Origin of the sequence: Paenibacillus sp. FSL R10-2796 (assembly GCF_037965315.1) — a bacterium.
GTDB lineage: Bacteria > Bacillota > Bacilli > Paenibacillales > Paenibacillaceae > Paenibacillus_AQ > Paenibacillus_AQ odorifer.
Map to the genome: position 1 here is coordinate 4,623,455 of NZ_CP150178.1, position 16,254 is coordinate 4,639,708.

At 41.9% G+C, this 16,254-nt stretch carries 13 protein-coding genes; 5 read left to right on the forward strand and 8 right to left on the reverse strand.

Annotated elements, in window-relative coordinates; genetic code table 11:
• Positions 1-19 precede the first annotated feature (19 nt).
• A complete protein-coding gene (locus NST58_RS20980) occupies positions 20-742 on the reverse strand; it encodes an MOSC domain-containing protein (RefSeq protein ID WP_076276121.1) in 723 nt (240 codons plus the stop codon).
• Between the two features lie 197 nt (positions 743-939).
• Between NST58_RS20980 and NST58_RS20985 the strand changes: the two genes are divergently transcribed.
• The 3 genes from NST58_RS20985 to NST58_RS20995 all read left to right on the forward strand — a co-directional run bounded on the left by NST58_RS20985 (position 940) and on the right by NST58_RS20995 (position 4,225).
• On the forward strand, positions 940-2,403 hold the full coding sequence (locus NST58_RS20985) for an ATP-binding protein (RefSeq protein WP_254848722.1): 1,464 nt from the start codon (positions 940-942) through the stop codon (positions 2,401-2,403).
• 86 nt (positions 2,404-2,489) lie between these two features.
• Positions 2,490-3,341 carry an AraC family transcriptional regulator gene (locus NST58_RS20990; protein ID WP_076127301.1) on the forward strand — a complete coding sequence of 284 codons (852 nt, stop codon included), beginning with the start codon at positions 2,490-2,492 and terminating at the stop codon, positions 3,339-3,341.
• Complete coding sequence (locus NST58_RS20995; RefSeq protein ID WP_248548619.1) at positions 3,341-4,225, forward strand: DMT family transporter; 885 nt, start codon at positions 3,341-3,343, stop codon at positions 4,223-4,225. The genes NST58_RS20990 and NST58_RS20995 overlap by 1 nt, the downstream gene beginning before the upstream one ends.
• 81 nt (positions 4,226-4,306) lie before the next feature.
• Here NST58_RS20995 and NST58_RS21000 read toward each other — a convergent pair whose 3' ends face one another.
• The 4 genes from NST58_RS21000 to NST58_RS21015 all read right to left on the reverse strand — a co-directional run bounded on the left by NST58_RS21000 (position 4,307) and on the right by NST58_RS21015 (position 11,978).
• Positions 4,307-8,788 carry a hypothetical protein gene (locus NST58_RS21000; RefSeq protein ID WP_339244109.1) on the reverse strand — a complete coding sequence of 1,494 codons (4,482 nt, stop codon included), beginning with the start codon at positions 8,786-8,788 and terminating at the stop codon, positions 4,307-4,309.
• Positions 8,775-9,533 carry a DUF6063 family protein gene (locus NST58_RS21005; protein ID WP_076127305.1) on the reverse strand — a complete coding sequence of 253 codons (759 nt, stop codon included), beginning with the start codon at positions 9,531-9,533 and terminating at the stop codon, positions 8,775-8,777. Before NST58_RS21005 ends, NST58_RS21000 begins: the two co-directional genes overlap by 14 nt.
• A gap of 12 nt (positions 9,534-9,545) precedes the next feature.
• Positions 9,546-11,054, reverse strand: coding sequence for a hypothetical protein (locus NST58_RS21010; protein WP_143761875.1), 1,509 nt, complete (start codon positions 11,052-11,054; stop codon positions 9,546-9,548).
• 372 nt (positions 11,055-11,426) lie between these two features.
• Positions 11,427-11,978 carry a GNAT family N-acetyltransferase gene (locus tag NST58_RS21015; RefSeq protein WP_254848723.1) on the reverse strand — a complete coding sequence of 184 codons (552 nt, stop codon included), beginning with the start codon at positions 11,976-11,978 and terminating at the stop codon, positions 11,427-11,429.
• A gap of 233 nt (positions 11,979-12,211) precedes the next feature.
• Here NST58_RS21015 and NST58_RS21020 point away from each other — a divergent pair, with 233 nt between their 5' ends.
• A complete protein-coding gene (locus tag NST58_RS21020) occupies positions 12,212-13,024 on the forward strand; it encodes an undecaprenyl-diphosphate phosphatase (RefSeq protein ID WP_036688882.1) in 813 nt (270 codons plus the stop codon).
• Positions 13,025-13,094: 70 nt separating this feature from the next.
• On the opposite strand, the gene NST58_RS21025 is transcribed toward NST58_RS21020, so the two are convergent.
• Genes NST58_RS21025 through NST58_RS21035 form a run of 3 tightly spaced genes read right to left on the reverse strand, consistent with a single transcriptional unit; the run spans position 13,095 to position 15,020 of the window.
• A complete protein-coding gene (locus NST58_RS21025) occupies positions 13,095-13,688 on the reverse strand; it encodes a hydrolase (protein WP_076127313.1) in 594 nt (197 codons plus the stop codon).
• 50 nt (positions 13,689-13,738) lie between these two features.
• Positions 13,739-14,071, reverse strand: a complete 333-nt coding sequence (csaA, locus tag NST58_RS21030; protein ID WP_076134367.1) for a chaperone CsaA — start codon at positions 14,069-14,071, stop codon at positions 13,739-13,741.
• A 43-nt stretch (positions 14,072-14,114) separates the two neighbouring features.
• Positions 14,115-15,020 carry a DMT family transporter gene (locus NST58_RS21035; protein ID WP_076190636.1) on the reverse strand — a complete coding sequence of 302 codons (906 nt, stop codon included), beginning with the start codon at positions 15,018-15,020 and terminating at the stop codon, positions 14,115-14,117.
• Positions 15,021-15,168: 148 nt separating this feature from the next.
• Between NST58_RS21035 and NST58_RS21040 the strand changes: the two genes are divergently transcribed.
• Positions 15,169-16,059: an AraC family transcriptional regulator gene (locus NST58_RS21040; protein WP_076190634.1), complete on the forward strand. Its 891-nt coding sequence runs from the start codon at positions 15,169-15,171 to the stop codon at positions 16,057-16,059.
• Positions 16,060-16,254 lie beyond the last annotated feature (195 nt).

Consider the following 16,254-nt stretch of genomic DNA (forward strand, 5'->3'; position numbering starts at 1 on the left):
TACTATTGGGATTATATATCTAATCTACTATTTCTACTTTATCTCCGATTCGAATTTCCCCTGTTTTGATTACAGAGGCATAGACTCCGAAATGCAAATCAAACTCTTTATGTAATTTTTTCAAAAGCACTGGGTCCTTCTGGAGACTATCCGGGTCCATCGTAATCACAACACATCTCTCACAAAAACTATCTACCTGTAGCTGTACATCCCCAATGTTGAGCCGGCGTCCAATCCAATCTCCTTCAAAAAGAGAATCATCATTCAGCGCGATAACAAAATTCCCGCGAAAACGACGTTGATCCAAGGAATGCCCCCAGGTTGCCTCCAGTTTTTTTAAGCTGGCATCCGTAATGAGTAGAATACTAGCGCCATCCACGGATAGGAGCTGCGGATGTTCTGGCTGTGGATGTGCAGCTTTTAGACCAGACATAGTGATTGGAGTTTTGGTTTGGCTTTGGATTTCTTCCAATAGATTATCATCCCATCCAAAGGTTCGCCCGTCTGATGCCGTTACATGGATTTGTCCATCTATAAATTGCGCTTGATAGGTAAGCATATTCGGTATATTTCTAGCGGTGATATATCTTCGCCAGCCCTCTTTTGACTCATCGTAAAAGGAGCAAAAACGGTCACCAAGCATTCCATAGGGTTCAATCATACAGCTTTCTAATTTTTCACCCGCAAATGACTTGACCGGGTAACGATTAATTCCTTGAATTTCACCAACAACTGATAACATAATACAACGCCTCCACTTGTCTTAAAATGCAACGTATCTTCCTATTCTACCTGATTTTATTTAACTGTTGTATGAATATCTAATAACCCAGAAATTTTATATGTTTTATTGAGTTATATGTTTTATACTATGACTGTTAGACATATTGCATTTTGAAATAACACTCACTCCCCCATAAAGAAGAGAGGTAACCTGCTGTGCGGACAAATGATTTTCAAGGTTTTGACTTTGTTTTTACTCAAGCCGTGATGGGTATGGCCCTTATTTCGCTTGATGGAACGTTCCTAAAACTGAATTCAGCATTATGCGACCTCTTGGGGTATGATGAAACCGAATTAACTACACCCTCTCCAACCGTCCGTACCCTTCTAGATCAGATTCATAAATTCATTTCACTAGGAAGCTCTCTTCCATCTACGAGTACTGATCCGCAGAGACTCGAAGTAGATTATTTCCATCCCACCGGATACCGGTTATCTTTAAAAGTCTCCATATCTATCCTTTCGGATGACATTGGTAAACCCATATTTTATTTTACTCAATTCGAGAATAAGACCCTGATCAGGGAAATGGAGACTCAGCTTCAGGTTGTGAAGACCCATCTACTTGAAAAAGAGAGCTCTTTTCTACAGCTGCTGGAGGAACTTCCTCAGCCCGTGCTTATCACTAGGGAAGGGATCGTTCTGTATGCAAATTCGGCAGGTTTACAATTAATCCATGCAGAAAGCCTAGATCAAGTGCTTGGTCTATCGACTATGGATATTGTCGACTACTCTAATTATGAAATTCTCTCAGAACGAAGAAAGAAATTCAACACTGATAGAACAACAGGTTCTGTCTGCTACTTGATTAATTGTTTAAATAACCAGCAGAAATATGTGGATGGAATTACATTGCCGATTATCTTTGAGGGAAACGAAGCGTACATTGGCATATTTAAAGATATATCCGAGCAAGTATTGGAAGATGAACGACTGATTCAGTCCGAGAAATTATCCACAGCAGGACAGTTAGCAGCTGGAATCGCTCATGAAATACGGAATCCTCTTACAGCCATTAATGGTTTTATGAAGCTACTGCGCTCTTCCGAGCGGATGAATGATAAATATATTTCCATTATTGAGTCAGAATTGAAACGCATCGAGTTCATCGTCAACGAACTGCTTGTCTTATCTAAACCCCAAACCACTCATATTAGTAAACCAGTGGATTTATTGTCTTTGCTGGAACAAGTCACCACACTAATGAATGGACAAGCTGCCCTAAAAAATCTCAAGATCCTCCCTGTCTGTACTGATCATTCCATTTGGATCAATGGTGAGGCTTATCAGCTTAAGCAGGTATTTATTAACTTACTTAAAAATGCGATGGAAGCAATGAATCATGGGGGAAACATCTATATTCATGTGCAAACCTATGACAGAGAAGCCCGAATCAGTGTGCAGGATGAAGGCTGTGGGATGACAGAGGAACAGATCAATGCCCTCGGCAAACCATTTTATACGACCAAAGAAACAGGAACAGGCTTAGGTTATATGATCACACAAAATATTATACATAATCATGGCGGAGCGATCTCTGTAGAAAGTATTCTGGAGCAAGGAACAACTTTTACTGTGAGTATTCCAACGATCATTACACCTGAGGAACCTATCATGTAGTAGATGAGGTATCGCAACATCATGCAAGAATGCCCCTAATTTTCACATTATAATGGTTATACATAATTGGAAAAGAAGGTGCAGCAATGACTCGTGAAGTTCGAACAGTAGTTTTCGATCGTGACTTAAAATTTGAGACCTATCGATTCGAAGGTATTATGCAGAAGTTTCCCAACCATTTTCATGACTATTATGTCATAGGTTTTATTGAACAAGGAAAGAGACATCTGCTATGTAACCAAGAAGAGCATATTCTTAACAGCGGAGATGTGGTCATCTTTAATCCGGCGGATCCCCATGCCTGTGAACAGATAGACGGGAGGACGCTTGACTATCGCTGCATCAATATTCAGCCGGAAGTCATGCGTGAGTATGTGCTAGAAATTACCGGCATAGACTACTTACCGCGGTTCACACACAATGTCCTCTACCAAAGTGAACTGTCGAGCCCTTTACACGATCTGCACCAAATGATATTAGAGGATCAATCCGATTTTCAAAAAGAAGAATTGTTTCTATTTCTCTTGGAGCAGCTTCTGAGAGAATACACGGAGACAGAAACCCTCTGTCCCGCTCAAGAGCCTACTTCTGAAATTAAAATCATTTGCGAATACATAGAGTTACATTATGCGCAGAACATTACGCTGAACCAGCTAAGTGAATTGAGCGGCTTAAGTAAATATCACTTGCTGCGTTTATTTACCAGACAGAAAGGAATATCACCTTACCGTTACTTGGAAACTATTCGCATCAACCACGCCAAAAGGCTTTTAGAACAAGGAATATTGCCAATAGAAGTGGCCTCTCTAACCGGATTCAGTGATCAGAGCCATTTCACAAATTTTTTCAAAAGACTCATAGGCTTAACCCCTAAGCAATATATGCGTATATTTGTTCAGCAAACGGGAGTAAAGTCATCAATGGAACTTACGAAATGATAGATCAACGCAAGATTAACACAGGACATCTGCTGGCATTACTTACGATTTTAATCTGGGGAACCACCTTTATCTCCACAAAAATACTGTTAAAAGACTTTACGCCTGTGGAAATTCTGTTCTTCCGTTTTCTTATTGGGTACTTTGTACTGTTACTGATCTATTCACGTCCAATCCGAACTACATCCTTTAAAGAGGAATTACTCTTTATCTCAGCAGGTCTTTGTGGAGTCACGTTATATTTTCTTATAGAAAATATTGCCCTAGTCTATACCCTTGCATCCAATGTAGGCGTGATTGTCTCCATCGCTCCATTTTTCACGGCGGTTATCGCTCACTTCTTTTTAGAAGAAGAGAAATTTCACAGGCAGTTTTTTATAGGATTTTTGATAGCCTTGGCAGGAATTATATTAATTGGGCTGAACGGGAGTTTTCTTCTCCAACTGAACCCCATCGGCGACTTGCTGGCATTGCTGGCACCTGTGGTTTGGGCAATATATTCAGTGTTGATGCGAAAAATAAGCCTACTAAAGGTTCATACTATAGGGGCTACCCGCAGAGTATTTTTCTATGGTCTGCTGTTTATGCTGCCTCCTCTGTTTCTGTTTGATTTCCAGCTGGGTCTGAGTAGATTCAAAGAGATTTCAAATGTAGCTCACCTGCTTTTCTTAGGTCTGGGTGCCTCGGCACTGTGTTTTTTGACTTGGAATAAAGCTGTAGGGATTCTAGGGGCTGTAAAAACAAGTGTATACATCTATATTGTGCCTGTAATTACAGTGGCAGCTTCCGCCCTTGTTCTGAATGAAAAGATCACCTGGGCAATCCTGACGGGAACTTTTTTAACGCTCACCGGTTCATATATTTCCGAACGCAAACCTAAATAACCACACCATCTTTAACATTTAATAAAAAGAAGCCCCAGCAGCGTGATGCATACTGGAGCTTCTTTAAGTTTCATTCCATACTCAGAACAACGAGACAGGAATAAGCTTTCTTCCGCCCTTGATCAGGGTCGATTCCAGCATGTCCCCTTTGACGCCTCCAAAATAAAGCTGCCAATACACGCCAAAACGCACGCTGACATCATTCTTCACCAGCTCCGGCGGCGTAACAATCAGCCATTGGAATTTGAGCGCCTTGGAAATTTCGAAGACGGGGTCAAGCACGTTATTGGAGACCATTTCTCCGAAAGGATTGTCATATAAAAAGACCGTCCAGCCTTTATTCTCACGATTCACCCGTTTATGCGTCATGATCATCATTGCGACCAGCAGCTGTACAGATTGACGTTGCCCACCACTGCCGACTGCTTCATCCAGTGCGCCGCGATTAATAATCTCCCAGTCCGAATAATGATAATCTTCCGGTGCGGCGTAGAGGAAATAATTCTCCGTTACCGGTTTATACACTTGAAGTATCGGAAAGCGGTTCTGCAGCGCCGCATAGACAATTCGTCCGTCATTAATAACCTCTTTGATTACCAGCGCCGGCACTTGTTCTATCTTGGGATACTTTTTGAGCAATTCATTGATGCATTGATTGAAGTAGTCACTCACCATCGGCTCTACCTCATCGCTTGTTCTTGGCACATTGATATTCTTGTAGTTCAGACGTACCAGCGGGAAAGCATAATTATTCTCGTTATGAATAATCATCCGGCGTTCCATTCGCTTCATAATATCAATGATTTGAACCACTCGTAGAGATGCCCGGCCAACCCACATCTTGCGGGAGAGATCCATGCCTTCCTTATCGCTTTGAATGCTCTCGATCTGATCGCGCGAACTGCGTAGCATGGAATCTAGGACTTGCAGTGCAATGGCGAAATTATCCCAATGGACCGTATTCAATCGATCTAGAATCTTGGTCTCCAGTTCGGAATTCCGTTCATTTTTCGCAAGTTTTTCGGTTAAGGAATTTTTCTCTTCCTTCACCTTTTTGGAGATCTCATCCTGTCTAATCCGGCTATCCTTAATGCGGAGAAGCCAGTCGGCTACTAGAGGCTCGCAGCTTTCTCTAACCCTCAGCGTTATTTCTTCTGGCACACTCCGTAGGTTGACGCGATCCTCAATATGCGCGTTCATTATTTTGATTTGATTGGATAAAGTCTGAAGGAGGACATCGATTCGGTCCAAGGATCTTTTACACTGATTAAGCATAAGCTCATTCGCTTGGCAGCGCTCCTGAATTTCTGTCTCCTTATCCCCTAGCGCCTCATTCCAAAGCTCCACGGCACGTTCATGTTTCTCTTTGATCACCTTCTCTACTTTGCGCAACTCTTTCTGCAAGTTCTCCAATTCAGTCTGGCAGCGGATGTAACCGTCGTGAACAATCTGATAGTCTTCCTCCAACGAAGTAGTATCCGTCTTTTGGCGATTTCTTGCAGCCATAATGGTCTCAGACGTTTCCGTAGGTTCAGTCGCCTTCCGCCAATTCACATCCACTTGATTCAGGCTGGATTCAAGCTCAGCCAGATTCTCGCTTGCTGCTTTAATCTGTGCAGCTCTTGTCCGAACTTCCAGTTCATTTTCAGTTAATGATTGCTGTAGGCTTTCCACGGTACTGAGCTGCTGCAAGAGAAGATTCTGCTCTACAGGATCTATAGGTATGACTTCTCCTTCATCAGAAAGCTGGTGATCTGTTGGGAAAACAATCTCAGGAAACCATCGTTGCAGTCTAGGGAACATCGCATATTCGGTTTCTCTCGTCCATTTATTGCGTTGTCCACTCAAGCTTTCCATTTGCACCTTTAGGTGTTCAAGCTGCTGATCTTTACCTGCTAACTCTTTGCTCACCAGATTCTTTCGTTCGATTATTTTTTGTTTTTCCTTATAATCTTGTTCCTGTTTCTTCGTCCGTTCAATCCAAGCTTGCAGAACCCCCGCTCTCTGCTCATGCTCCACACTTAGAACTTTGTTCTCAGCGAGCTCCCGTCCGATCCGGGTAAGCGTCCCTTCGTTCTCATCCATCTCATGGCTCAGATTGATAATGCTCTGCTGAAGTTCAGCCTGCAGTTTAATAAGGGCATCATGCTTGGCTGTAAGCGTCATGGTATTCTCAGTTTGGAATAAACGTTCATATTCTTGACGCACCGATTTTAACTTAGATAAATAAGCTTCAGAGTCCTGAAGGATCTGCTCCTGTTCTTTGAGTTTCCCCTGAATACTGCTCTTCCAATCCTGGAAACGATCCGGCTGCAAGACCATTTGCGGCCCTTGATTCGCAAAAAGCATGAAGGATGCTTGATGCGGAGCTGCCATCTCTTCACGGATAAAGATCGGCACCGCTGATTTAAGCAAGATGTCCTTCATCAGTTCCGGCTGAATTTTATCAGCTTCGCGCCGGGTCATAATCAAACTATATGGAAGTAACGGATATTGCTCCAGTTCTTCCTCACGTTCAAGATACGGACGGTCATTTAAGTAGGAACTACCTAGTGTTGATTGAATCTTTAACGAATCGAGTGTATCTTTGACCGTCAGAATATCTGAATTGGGTAGCCAGTAGGATTGGTTCTGAAGTTCCACATCCATGAGCTGATTATAGTAATCCCTTCTGGAACGTTTAGTCTGTTGCTCTACTTCATCTATTTTTCGGATAAAACGTGCCGGGATAACATCTTGTTCTTCAAAAAGGCCAGTAACTCCTAAACGATTATGCTCTTCATACATTTCCAGCAGTACAACGAGCTGTGACCATAATTGGGATTCTTTCTGAGTCTGTGACTCAAGCAGAACCCCAAGCTCGTCCGCTTCACGCTCATAAGAACGCCGTTTCTCACTCAGCTCAGCATGACTCTTATGCAGTGCCAGCTTCCGAATCTCTTCCTGCTTGTGCTGTTCTTCCAAGTCTCCAATGTCTTGAAGAATCGTTTTGGCCGCTGAGATCGTACGCTGCAGGGCAGCTGCCGGAGAATGGGCGGCATCCTGCCCATATTGGGCTGCGAATGCTCCGAGTTCTTCCGTGTATTGCCGAATAGATAAGGTCAAATCATTGATCTGATTATCCAGCCCGGCCAGCTCTACCAAGAAACTTTCCCTTTCCTTGCGCAATCTTCTCTCTTCCGCCGTTAGGTCTTGCTGTGCTGTCCCAAACTCTCTGATCGTTTGCTGCCAGAGATTAAACACCACATCCCACTGTTTCCGCAGCTGTTCCTTGGCTGCCTGAATGACCTCCTGCCGTTCTTTCATCTCCAGAGAACCTTCGATAGCTTGAATTTCTTTTTGCCACTGCTCAATTTGCCGGGTATGGAGCAACCGTTTAGCCAGAAAATAAGCTACTTCAAGCTTCTTCTCTTGCGCTTTGGAATCCTCCAGCCGACCACGCGCACGGCTCTGATCATCACTGAGCTTCTTAAACTCTTCTTGCTTCAGTTCCGTTTCTTCCTTACTGCGTAAGTATTTAAGATTGTCTGTCTCAAAGCGCAATTGCTTCGCATCCTGATAACGTCCAGCCAGTTCATCAGCAATCTTACTTCGCTCAGCTTCTGCATTTCTCTGCTCTTCATAGATAACCGTATAGATTTGGCGTCCACGTAATTCAGTTTCTTGAACTACGTTTTCTGCTTCCACGCCTAGTTTTACCAGCTCATAAAGTGGTGCAGCCATACTAAGAAACTCTGTATAGACCTGCTCCCGCTGTTCAAGCATCGGCAAGCGCTGAGCCACTGTTGCTGTATCGATAAACATCCGCTGCAGCGTATTGTCGTCTTCCTTTAATCCTTCATTCAGACTAGATCCGATTTCAGGAATAATCAGCTTTTCGAACAAGTTATGATTGGTGAAGGCATCATTTTTTTTAAAATAACCTTTGATACCACCCTCTTCACCATTGATTCGCCGCATATTACGCCACTCGGCGATATGGATATCCCGGGTAGCCAGGAAGTCATAATATCTTTTCAAATCCGAGCTATGGCTGCCAAAAGGTACAATCTCTCCCCGCCGATCGCGCACAAATTGCTGGATCGTTTCAAAACTCGTAGGTTCAGCAGTCACCTCGTCAAATAACGGCAACGTTGATAGCGTAAGTTCAGCCGCTTCACCGTAATCTGTAAGTGCGTACAGCAAGTAATCCACTTTGATATCCTGCTGATCAAGCGAATTATGTGCCGTCATAGCGATTCCCGTGGTCATATACTCATTGCGCTCATTGTTGTCGAGATGCCATTCGATAGCTACGTGAAAAGTGTACGGTTTAAGTTGTTTTTTATGATTATGAAAGAATGCCTCAACCTGGTTCTCACTGTCTTTGCCCCATGGTGTTTTGGGCATCAATAGCTGGAAAATAGATTGCAGCAGTACGCCCTTTCCACCGCCATTCATGAGCGTAATAAGCGTATTAGCGGGTCCCTCTTCGTTGCAGAGGTCCAGAATCATGTCGTCGTATTTCTTGAGCATCTTCTCGTATTTAAGTCCTGTAATTCGTATGCGTTCAATCCGCGGCATAGGTAGCACCGTCTTTCTCAGCTAAAGTTCTTCCAATGAGGCTCTTTAATTCCTGGTATCGATCGACATCATGATATAAATAACGCATTCTCTCATAAAGCTCTTCCCGAGGAAAGATACGCTTCTCTGTTTCAGAGATGAATACGAGTTTCTCCTCTTCCAGAAGTTTCATGCCTTCATGAATCAGCCCAATTCGTGAGCCTGCGCCTCTGGTCAGAAGATCACTCTCTTCCTGACTCTTAGTCTGCATGTAAAGACTGGTCCATACCTTAAACATCGCTTGGATATCAAGCTGCCACTGCTGGCTGAATCGTCCTTCCTCATCCACCTGAATCCACGTCTGAAAGAGAGAGGACACCTGATCAGCAATTTGAATATAGGACATACTGTCCTGCCCCGACTTAAAATGAGTCTCATCCTGATCCATTTCGGCTAGAAAAACCAGGATAATAATATTGATAATATGTAAGTGAGTTTTACGCTCAACACGTGAATATTTGTTCTTCAACTGGGTGAAGTTGGTTGCAAACACTGATCCCAGCGGATTAACTAGCAGATGGAGACGGTGCCCGGAATTCATCACCCGACAGCCCCCTTCTTTAGCAACGTACTGAAGTGCATCATAAGTTCCTGCATCCTGAAGGCATTCTGCCGCTGCAGGGTCATCGAGAGGAATTACTTTTTTACGGAGCAATTCAAAAAATAGCCGCGAAGCTTGCTGTACCTGTTCTAATGTATAACTCATGTTAGTAACTTCTCACCTCTCCACGATCGTAATCATATATGGACTCATATCCAGACCAGGACACCGTACCCTTGAGGCTGGTTCTGGAGCAATGCTCGTCCGCAGCGTTTTGCCGCGTAAACTCTCCAACAGAAGATCTTCCGCAAGCACATATTGGATTAGCTGTTGGCATTCATCAGAAACGCCGCTACCACCTTCTGGTGCCTGTTCCTGCACTAAAATATCTGTATGAAAAAACTGCACCCACAGATCAACAGCATCCGGTGTGTTAGCCCACCCTGTTAGTTCTTCGGCGGAAAAAGCGTCTGCAGTAAAGGTAAAGCTTCCCTGCTCAGCCAAGGCAGCAAAAACCGGCATCCACAGCTCCACTACTTTTCTCCATGGAATACCTTTAGGAATATATTGAACAGGCTCAGTGTCCACCTCATCTTCGAAATCATCCATCATTAAGTCGGGGATAAACCCTACCTCTTGTTCCTCCCAAGCCCAAGGAAGCGGATAAACGAAGTCCTGATTCGGAGCGAATAATCCGCTGAGCAGCAGTTCAAGACTGTCACCGCTTGGCAGACCCTCCTCTTTCACCCATTCCTCCCATACATGTGTACGGAAGTTAAACCCGGCTGCTCCCCAGAATAATTCAGGGAAGTTCAACCTTAAATTGGTCTCCATCTCAAAAATATTCAACACTACCTCAGCCAGCTCATCGTGTACACGCCTAGAAAGCTCGACTCGTTCAGAGAGAATACGGATCTCATTGAAGTCGATCACGTCTTTCTCATCATTGGCCAGCCGGGCCAGAGAACGGTGAATACTGTCAAAATGTTTGCGTTCCTCCTCGAACTGATGATGAATCTCTTCGAGTCGCTGATGCCGAGCTACTCCGAATTCACTAAAAATATGCTTCGGATTGCGGCGTAACGCATTGCGGTATTCTTGCTGTTGCTGGGTCATCTTGCGGACACGGGAGATCAGTTCATTAACATCCTGAAGAGCCCGAGTTACGCGCCCATGCTTTATATGCATTTGAATCTCGAGCAGTTTGATGCTGATCTGAAATTCATCAATAATCTCATGGCTCATAAAAATGAGCTCCATTGCATATTCAGAGAGTCGATAGATGGTTCTGCCGTTCTCTTCCCAACTGCTGCGAGTCGCATCCTCGTCCACTGTGAAATACTTATATTTCTGCACGGACATTTGCCGGGTCACATCATCATAGAAAAAGGATTCGAAATCCCCACCATTCCCGCTCCACAATAAACCGTCCACGAGACGCTCTACGGATTCGGTAGTCCCAAGATTGGCGATATTAAAACGTTCCAGCGCAGTCCAAGTAAGCTCAATAATATCCTCTTTGGATCTTCTCTCATTCGATTCTAGCTCCAGATAATAGACTTGCAGCAGAACGCTTAAAGATACCATTTCTTTGTAAGGTTGGATTTCGCCAAGGTTCATGCCAGCCCCCAAATTCCACAGGGGATTCAATCGTTTGTTTCGTTCGCCAAAATCCGACCAATTCATCTTTCTGCTAACCTCGCCATCACTTCATAATTTAAAATTTCCTGCGGAACTCTCCGATCCTCTTTTCCCTGTACGGACAACCCCATACTTGTTCTCGATCACCCTCACTAAAAGAAATAAAACCCCTATACATCCTGTATAGGGTTCTGAAGCACGGGAATATATGTTTCTATTATAACAATCCTACAAAGGTTATGCTATTTTTGTTAAACAAAATAATTGATTCTAGCCGGATGACAAAAGATCGCAGAATTACAGGGAGAAATTCCCTGATTTTTCTGTTGAAACTTCATTAACCCTTATAGACTCCGCAAAAAAAAGACTGCCCCAAAAACCATGAAATGGCTGAATGGGACCGCCCTTTTTTATTAACTACTCGGCAACTCCTGGCGTAAACGCCATACAATACTGCTCAAGTGTGCTATTAGGTAGAGGAATGACCTTAACCGTACGGAACTGATAATGCTCATAAATGGGCAAATTGCTCGGTGTCTGTGTCTCTAACGTACATAACGTATTGCTCATACGACATTCCGCGAGTAGCGGTGTCATGATTTTTGATACATATCCTTGACCTCGATATTGATCCTGCACTGCAAGCATATCCAAATGTTTATACTTCTGATCCCCAAACATTGATAACCACAAGGAACTCATACTACGCAAAATAGATAAACCACGTATAAATCCTCGCACCCCAATGATTCGGCAAATCGGTAATGACTTAATTATCGCAAAGACAATCTGTTTCATATACCTGACGTTCGAAATCACTGTCCCTGTCTGACGCTCCGAATGGAACACTAAAGCCACTGCTTCAAAGTTAGTAGAAGTCGTTAGTAAATCCGAATATGGATACAACATCTCAATGTAACGATGAAAAAAAATATTCAACACGCGTAATCGGGTTGATTCATCAGGCAAGATATGCTGATATAACGGATCATTTTTGGCAAATGCTTCGGCCAGAACACTGGCTGCTCTTGGAATATCATGCTGCTGAATTTTTAGTACTGTACTACAAATAGTTCCACCTCATTTAATAGTCTTACGAATTAGTATAACTCGTTCAATTGAATATGGCACGATGGTTCTATTGTCATTTCTTTATTGAATACGATATGATTGAAAAGATTACAAAAATACTGGGAGGTAAAATGGAAGATATTATACTGTGGCTTAAATACTTGTTTCTAGGGTTTGTTCAAGGGGCAACTGAGCCAATCCCCGTCTCTTCGAGCGGCCATTTGATCATCGCACAGAAATTGCTAGGCTTAAAACAAAATGGGCTATCATTTGAAATCTTAACAAATACGGCTTCACTAATTGCGATTTGTTTTATTTTCCGCAAAGATATCGGAAGATTGATCACTGGATTCGTTCAATTTATTCTGACCCGCAAAGAGGAATATAAGTCGGATTTCCTCTTCTCTTTGTACATCATCATCGGTACCTTGCCTGCGGTAATTGTTGCCTTACTCTTCAAGGATCAGATTGAGGATATCTTCTCGTCGGTTCATACCGTATCCATCGCCTTGCTGGTTACAGGGGTAGCTTTATGGTTGATCCGTAACCTTCGCGGACGTAAACAAGATGGTGACTTAAAAGCGAAGGATGCAGTTATAGTCGGACTTGCCCAAGCAGTCGCCCTTATTCCTGGGATAAGCCGCTCTGGTGCAACTGTCATCTCTTCCATCGCTGTGGGAATGAAGCAAGAAACTGCCTTACGCTTTTCTTTTATGCTTTATATTCCTGTCAGTTTGGGCGGACTTGTTATGGGCGCATCTGATATTGCCCACGATCCTAACCGCTCGCAGCTAGCCATTCCATACTTGATTGCATTTATTACTACACTTATCGTCACTTATTTCTCCATGCGTTGGTTTATGGGGATTATGGCTAAAGGTAATTTGAAGTATTTCTCTTATTACTGCTTCTTAGCTGGGATACTTCTCCTCATCTTTATGTAAGACATAACTTCAATTAAAAAACCTCATGACAATCTCTGAGATCACAGAGAGAGCATGAGGTTTTTTTATATTATTTCAACATGGATATTACTTCATCGCTCGACCGGATCTTACCTATGCGAGGGAAGATAGTTTTGCATACATAATCATGCTCTTCTTTAGCCATCGCGGTCATAGCATCTTCTACAAAAACTTGATGATAACCAAGCTGATAAGCTTCTCTAGCAGTAGTATCCACACCAATCGAGGTAGAAATACCACATAATACGATCGTGTCTATTCCGCGGCGTCGTAACTGCAAATCAAGATCTGTACCGAAAAATGCCCCCCACTGCCGTTTGGTAATCAGATGTGCATTTTTGATATTCGCTAATTCTGGTACGATGTCGTCCCAACCTTCTGGATAGGTCACGGAATTCATTTTCAAATCAGTTTTAGGTTTAAGCATATCTTGCCCATCTAGCCATGACACCCTCACCAGAACAACAAATCCTCCTTTCTCCGTAAAGGATTGGGCTAATTTGCTGGCATTCTCAACCACCTGAGCACTTGTATGCGGCCCCTGCTTTGGACTGTGGACAATTCCCTGCTGCAAGTCGATCACGACTAGCGCCGTTTTACTTGCCTCAATACTTTCAGATGCTAAGCTTGTTAATTCTTCCATTGTCTTCTCTCCGATTACTATCAATTTTTGTATACTACAATTACCCTATATTACCCAATAGGTGTCCCATTAGGTAATTTAATATCTGGCTTCAAGAGAACCACATCCCCTTTATCCGGTATTCCTCCAAGAACTAATACTTCTGATTGGAAACCCGCAATATTTCGAGCAGGAAAGTTAACTACCCCAATGATTTGTTGCCCTACAATCTCTTCGGCCTTATATCGTTTAGTAATCTGTGCACTTGATGTTTTGCTTCCGATATCTGGTCCAAAATCAATTTGGAGTTTAATCGCAGGTATTTTTGCTTTTGCAAAAAACTCCGCTTTAATAATTGTTCCAACACGAACATCAAGTTTTAAAAAATCATCAATAGTTACCATTTGCCATCCCCCTATTTAGCTAAAACATTTTCCAACTACTCATTCACTTATTTTGAATGTTGTACTTTAAAGATTTCGACCAAAAATACATTCCCATACCGAGTAAGGTTATTATGCCACCTAAAAACTGGAATAATGATATAGTTTCCCCTAATAATAGATATGCAAGGACTATAGCAAGAACAGGCTCACCAATAATCCCAACCGAGACAGTAGTTGCTCCAATCGACTTTAACAAAAGGTTAAAGATGTATTGACCAAAAATAGTTGGAATTATTGCAAGAAGCAAAAAATAAATCCAATCTGATGAAGCATAATTAATTAATGAGACATTATTTATCAAATTGTACACGAGCATAACAGTACCACCAATAAAAAAAACGAAAATGCTGTATATACTTGCATTGATTTTGCCGCTTACTTTTTGCCCGGCCAACAGATAGACTGAAGCAAAGAATGTGCCAATTAACGATAAACCATCGCCAATTAATGCATCTTTCGAAACCCATATGTCTCCCCATGCAATAACAATCGAACCTAAAAGAGCAACAATCAGGCAAAAAACGCTTAGCAGGTTAACATGTTCTTTGAATAAAAAGTAAGACCCCATCATAACAAATAGCGGCTGTAACGATAAGATCACCATGGAGCTTGCAACTGAAGTATAGACCAATGATTCCATCCAGAATAAAAAGTGTAACCCTAGAAATAGGCCGGATAAAATAACGATGACCCAATCTTTTTTATTCATCTCAGTAGAACGAGCCATTTTCCCAGATGTAAAACAGAGCATGATGATTACAGAAATAAACAATCTATACATCCCGGCCACTGAAGTAGGTGTATCTGAAAGTTTAATCATGATTGAAGAGATAGAAACGGACAAAATACTGATAAATAACAGAATAAACGGATGCAATAGTATAGGCGGTTTATTTGAACTAGCCATAGTTCCTCCAAAATGTGTGACAATCCCTGTGCACAGAATTGTATGATAAGTCTAGGCTGGATATAATAATATCACCGCCAAGATCAATATTGTGCAACTATATCTTTAATTTATATTGAAATATCGTCAAATAAGGAGAATAAGCACTTTGAAAAAGCAATTACACGAAGCCATTCAATTTCCTAATGATGCATTTCCATACATCATGTACACTCATACCAATTATGAATCTATTCCTAATGGCAGAGGGGTTAACGATCTACATTGGCACCAAGAACTACAAATTACTTTAGTGACCAAAGGGAAACTAACCATACAAGTCAACGGAATCAATTATGATTTAGAAGCAGGTCAGGCCATCTTTATTAATAAGAGCGTACTTCATATTGTTACATACCTTAACCAAGAGGGTGAATATGTTAGTTTTAACTTCCCAGAGAAGTTACTTGCTTTTTATTCTGATAGTGCAATGGAAAAAAAGTATGTACTTCCGTATACCAATTCATTCTTGTTAAGTTTAGAAATCAAAGGAGATAAGGACTGGCATAATCAAATCCTACAAATTCTTTGGGCTATGAAAAAAGAATTTGAATCGAAAAAAAAATGGGGATGGGAGTACGAAGTTTCTATCAAAACAGTCCAGTTATGGTTAATCCTTATATCAAATTTTTCTCTATCCTCTGAGGAATCGTCTAAATATAACAGACTCCAGCAAGAGAGACTACAATTAATGCTTAGTTTTATTCACAAAAACTATTCTAATAATTTGACATTGAAGGAAATAGCAGATACAGCACATCTAAGTGTATCGGAGTGCACTCGAGGTTTTAAGAAAAGTATCCATATGACTCCGTATTTCTACTTAATTAAATATCGCATTAATAAAAGCTGTGATTTGTTAATAGCAACTGACTACACGATAACTGAAATCGCACAGCGAGTTGGTTTCAATAACGCAAATCACTTTATCCAGTCTTTTAAAAAACACTTAAACATAACTCCTAAGGAGTTCAGAAAAATTAGAAATGAACGAACTTAAAAAACAACAAAAGCAGAGTCGATCGCTTTGTCTGACTGCCTTGTGTTAGCGTAATTTCGATGCCCTTCGTAAATCTCGAATATATTTCCAAGACACAAGCTTAATGTTTTCATTTTCTAATAGTCTATGATTTCGGGAACGCCATATAAACGATATCCCACTCTTTTCCAATAAAGTTACGTTTATATCTTCAAC

What these genes read in the sequence shown, in the direction of transcription:
- NST58_RS20980 (WP_076276121.1), bottom strand. Translation starts at nt 742, where the DNA reads ATGTTATCAGTTGTTGGTGAAATTCAAGGAATTAATCGTTACCCGGTC.
- NST58_RS20990 (WP_076127301.1), top strand. Translation starts at nt 2,490, where the DNA reads ATGACTCGTGAAGTTCGAACAGTAGTTTTCGATCGTGACTTAAAATTT.
- NST58_RS21000 (WP_339244109.1), bottom strand. Translation starts at nt 8,788, where the DNA reads ATGCCGCGGATTGAACGCATACGAATTACAGGACTTAAATACGAGAAG.
- NST58_RS21005 (WP_076127305.1), bottom strand. Translation starts at nt 9,533, where the DNA reads ATGAGTTATACATTAGAACAGGTACAGCAAGCTTCGCGGCTATTTTTT.
- NST58_RS21010 (WP_143761875.1), bottom strand. Translation starts at nt 11,054, where the DNA reads ATGAATTGGTCGGATTTTGGCGAACGAAACAAACGATTGAATCCCCTG.
- NST58_RS21020 (WP_036688882.1), top strand. Translation starts at nt 12,212, where the DNA reads ATGGAAGATATTATACTGTGGCTTAAATACTTGTTTCTAGGGTTTGTT.
- NST58_RS21025 (WP_076127313.1), bottom strand. Translation starts at nt 13,688, where the DNA reads ATGGAAGAATTAACAAGCTTAGCATCTGAAAGTATTGAGGCAAGTAAA.
- csaA (WP_076134367.1), bottom strand. Translation starts at nt 14,071, where the DNA reads ATGGTAACTATTGATGATTTTTTAAAACTTGATGTTCGTGTTGGAACA.
- NST58_RS21035 (WP_076190636.1), bottom strand. Translation starts at nt 15,020, where the DNA reads ATGGCTAGTTCAAATAAACCGCCTATACTATTGCATCCGTTTATTCTG.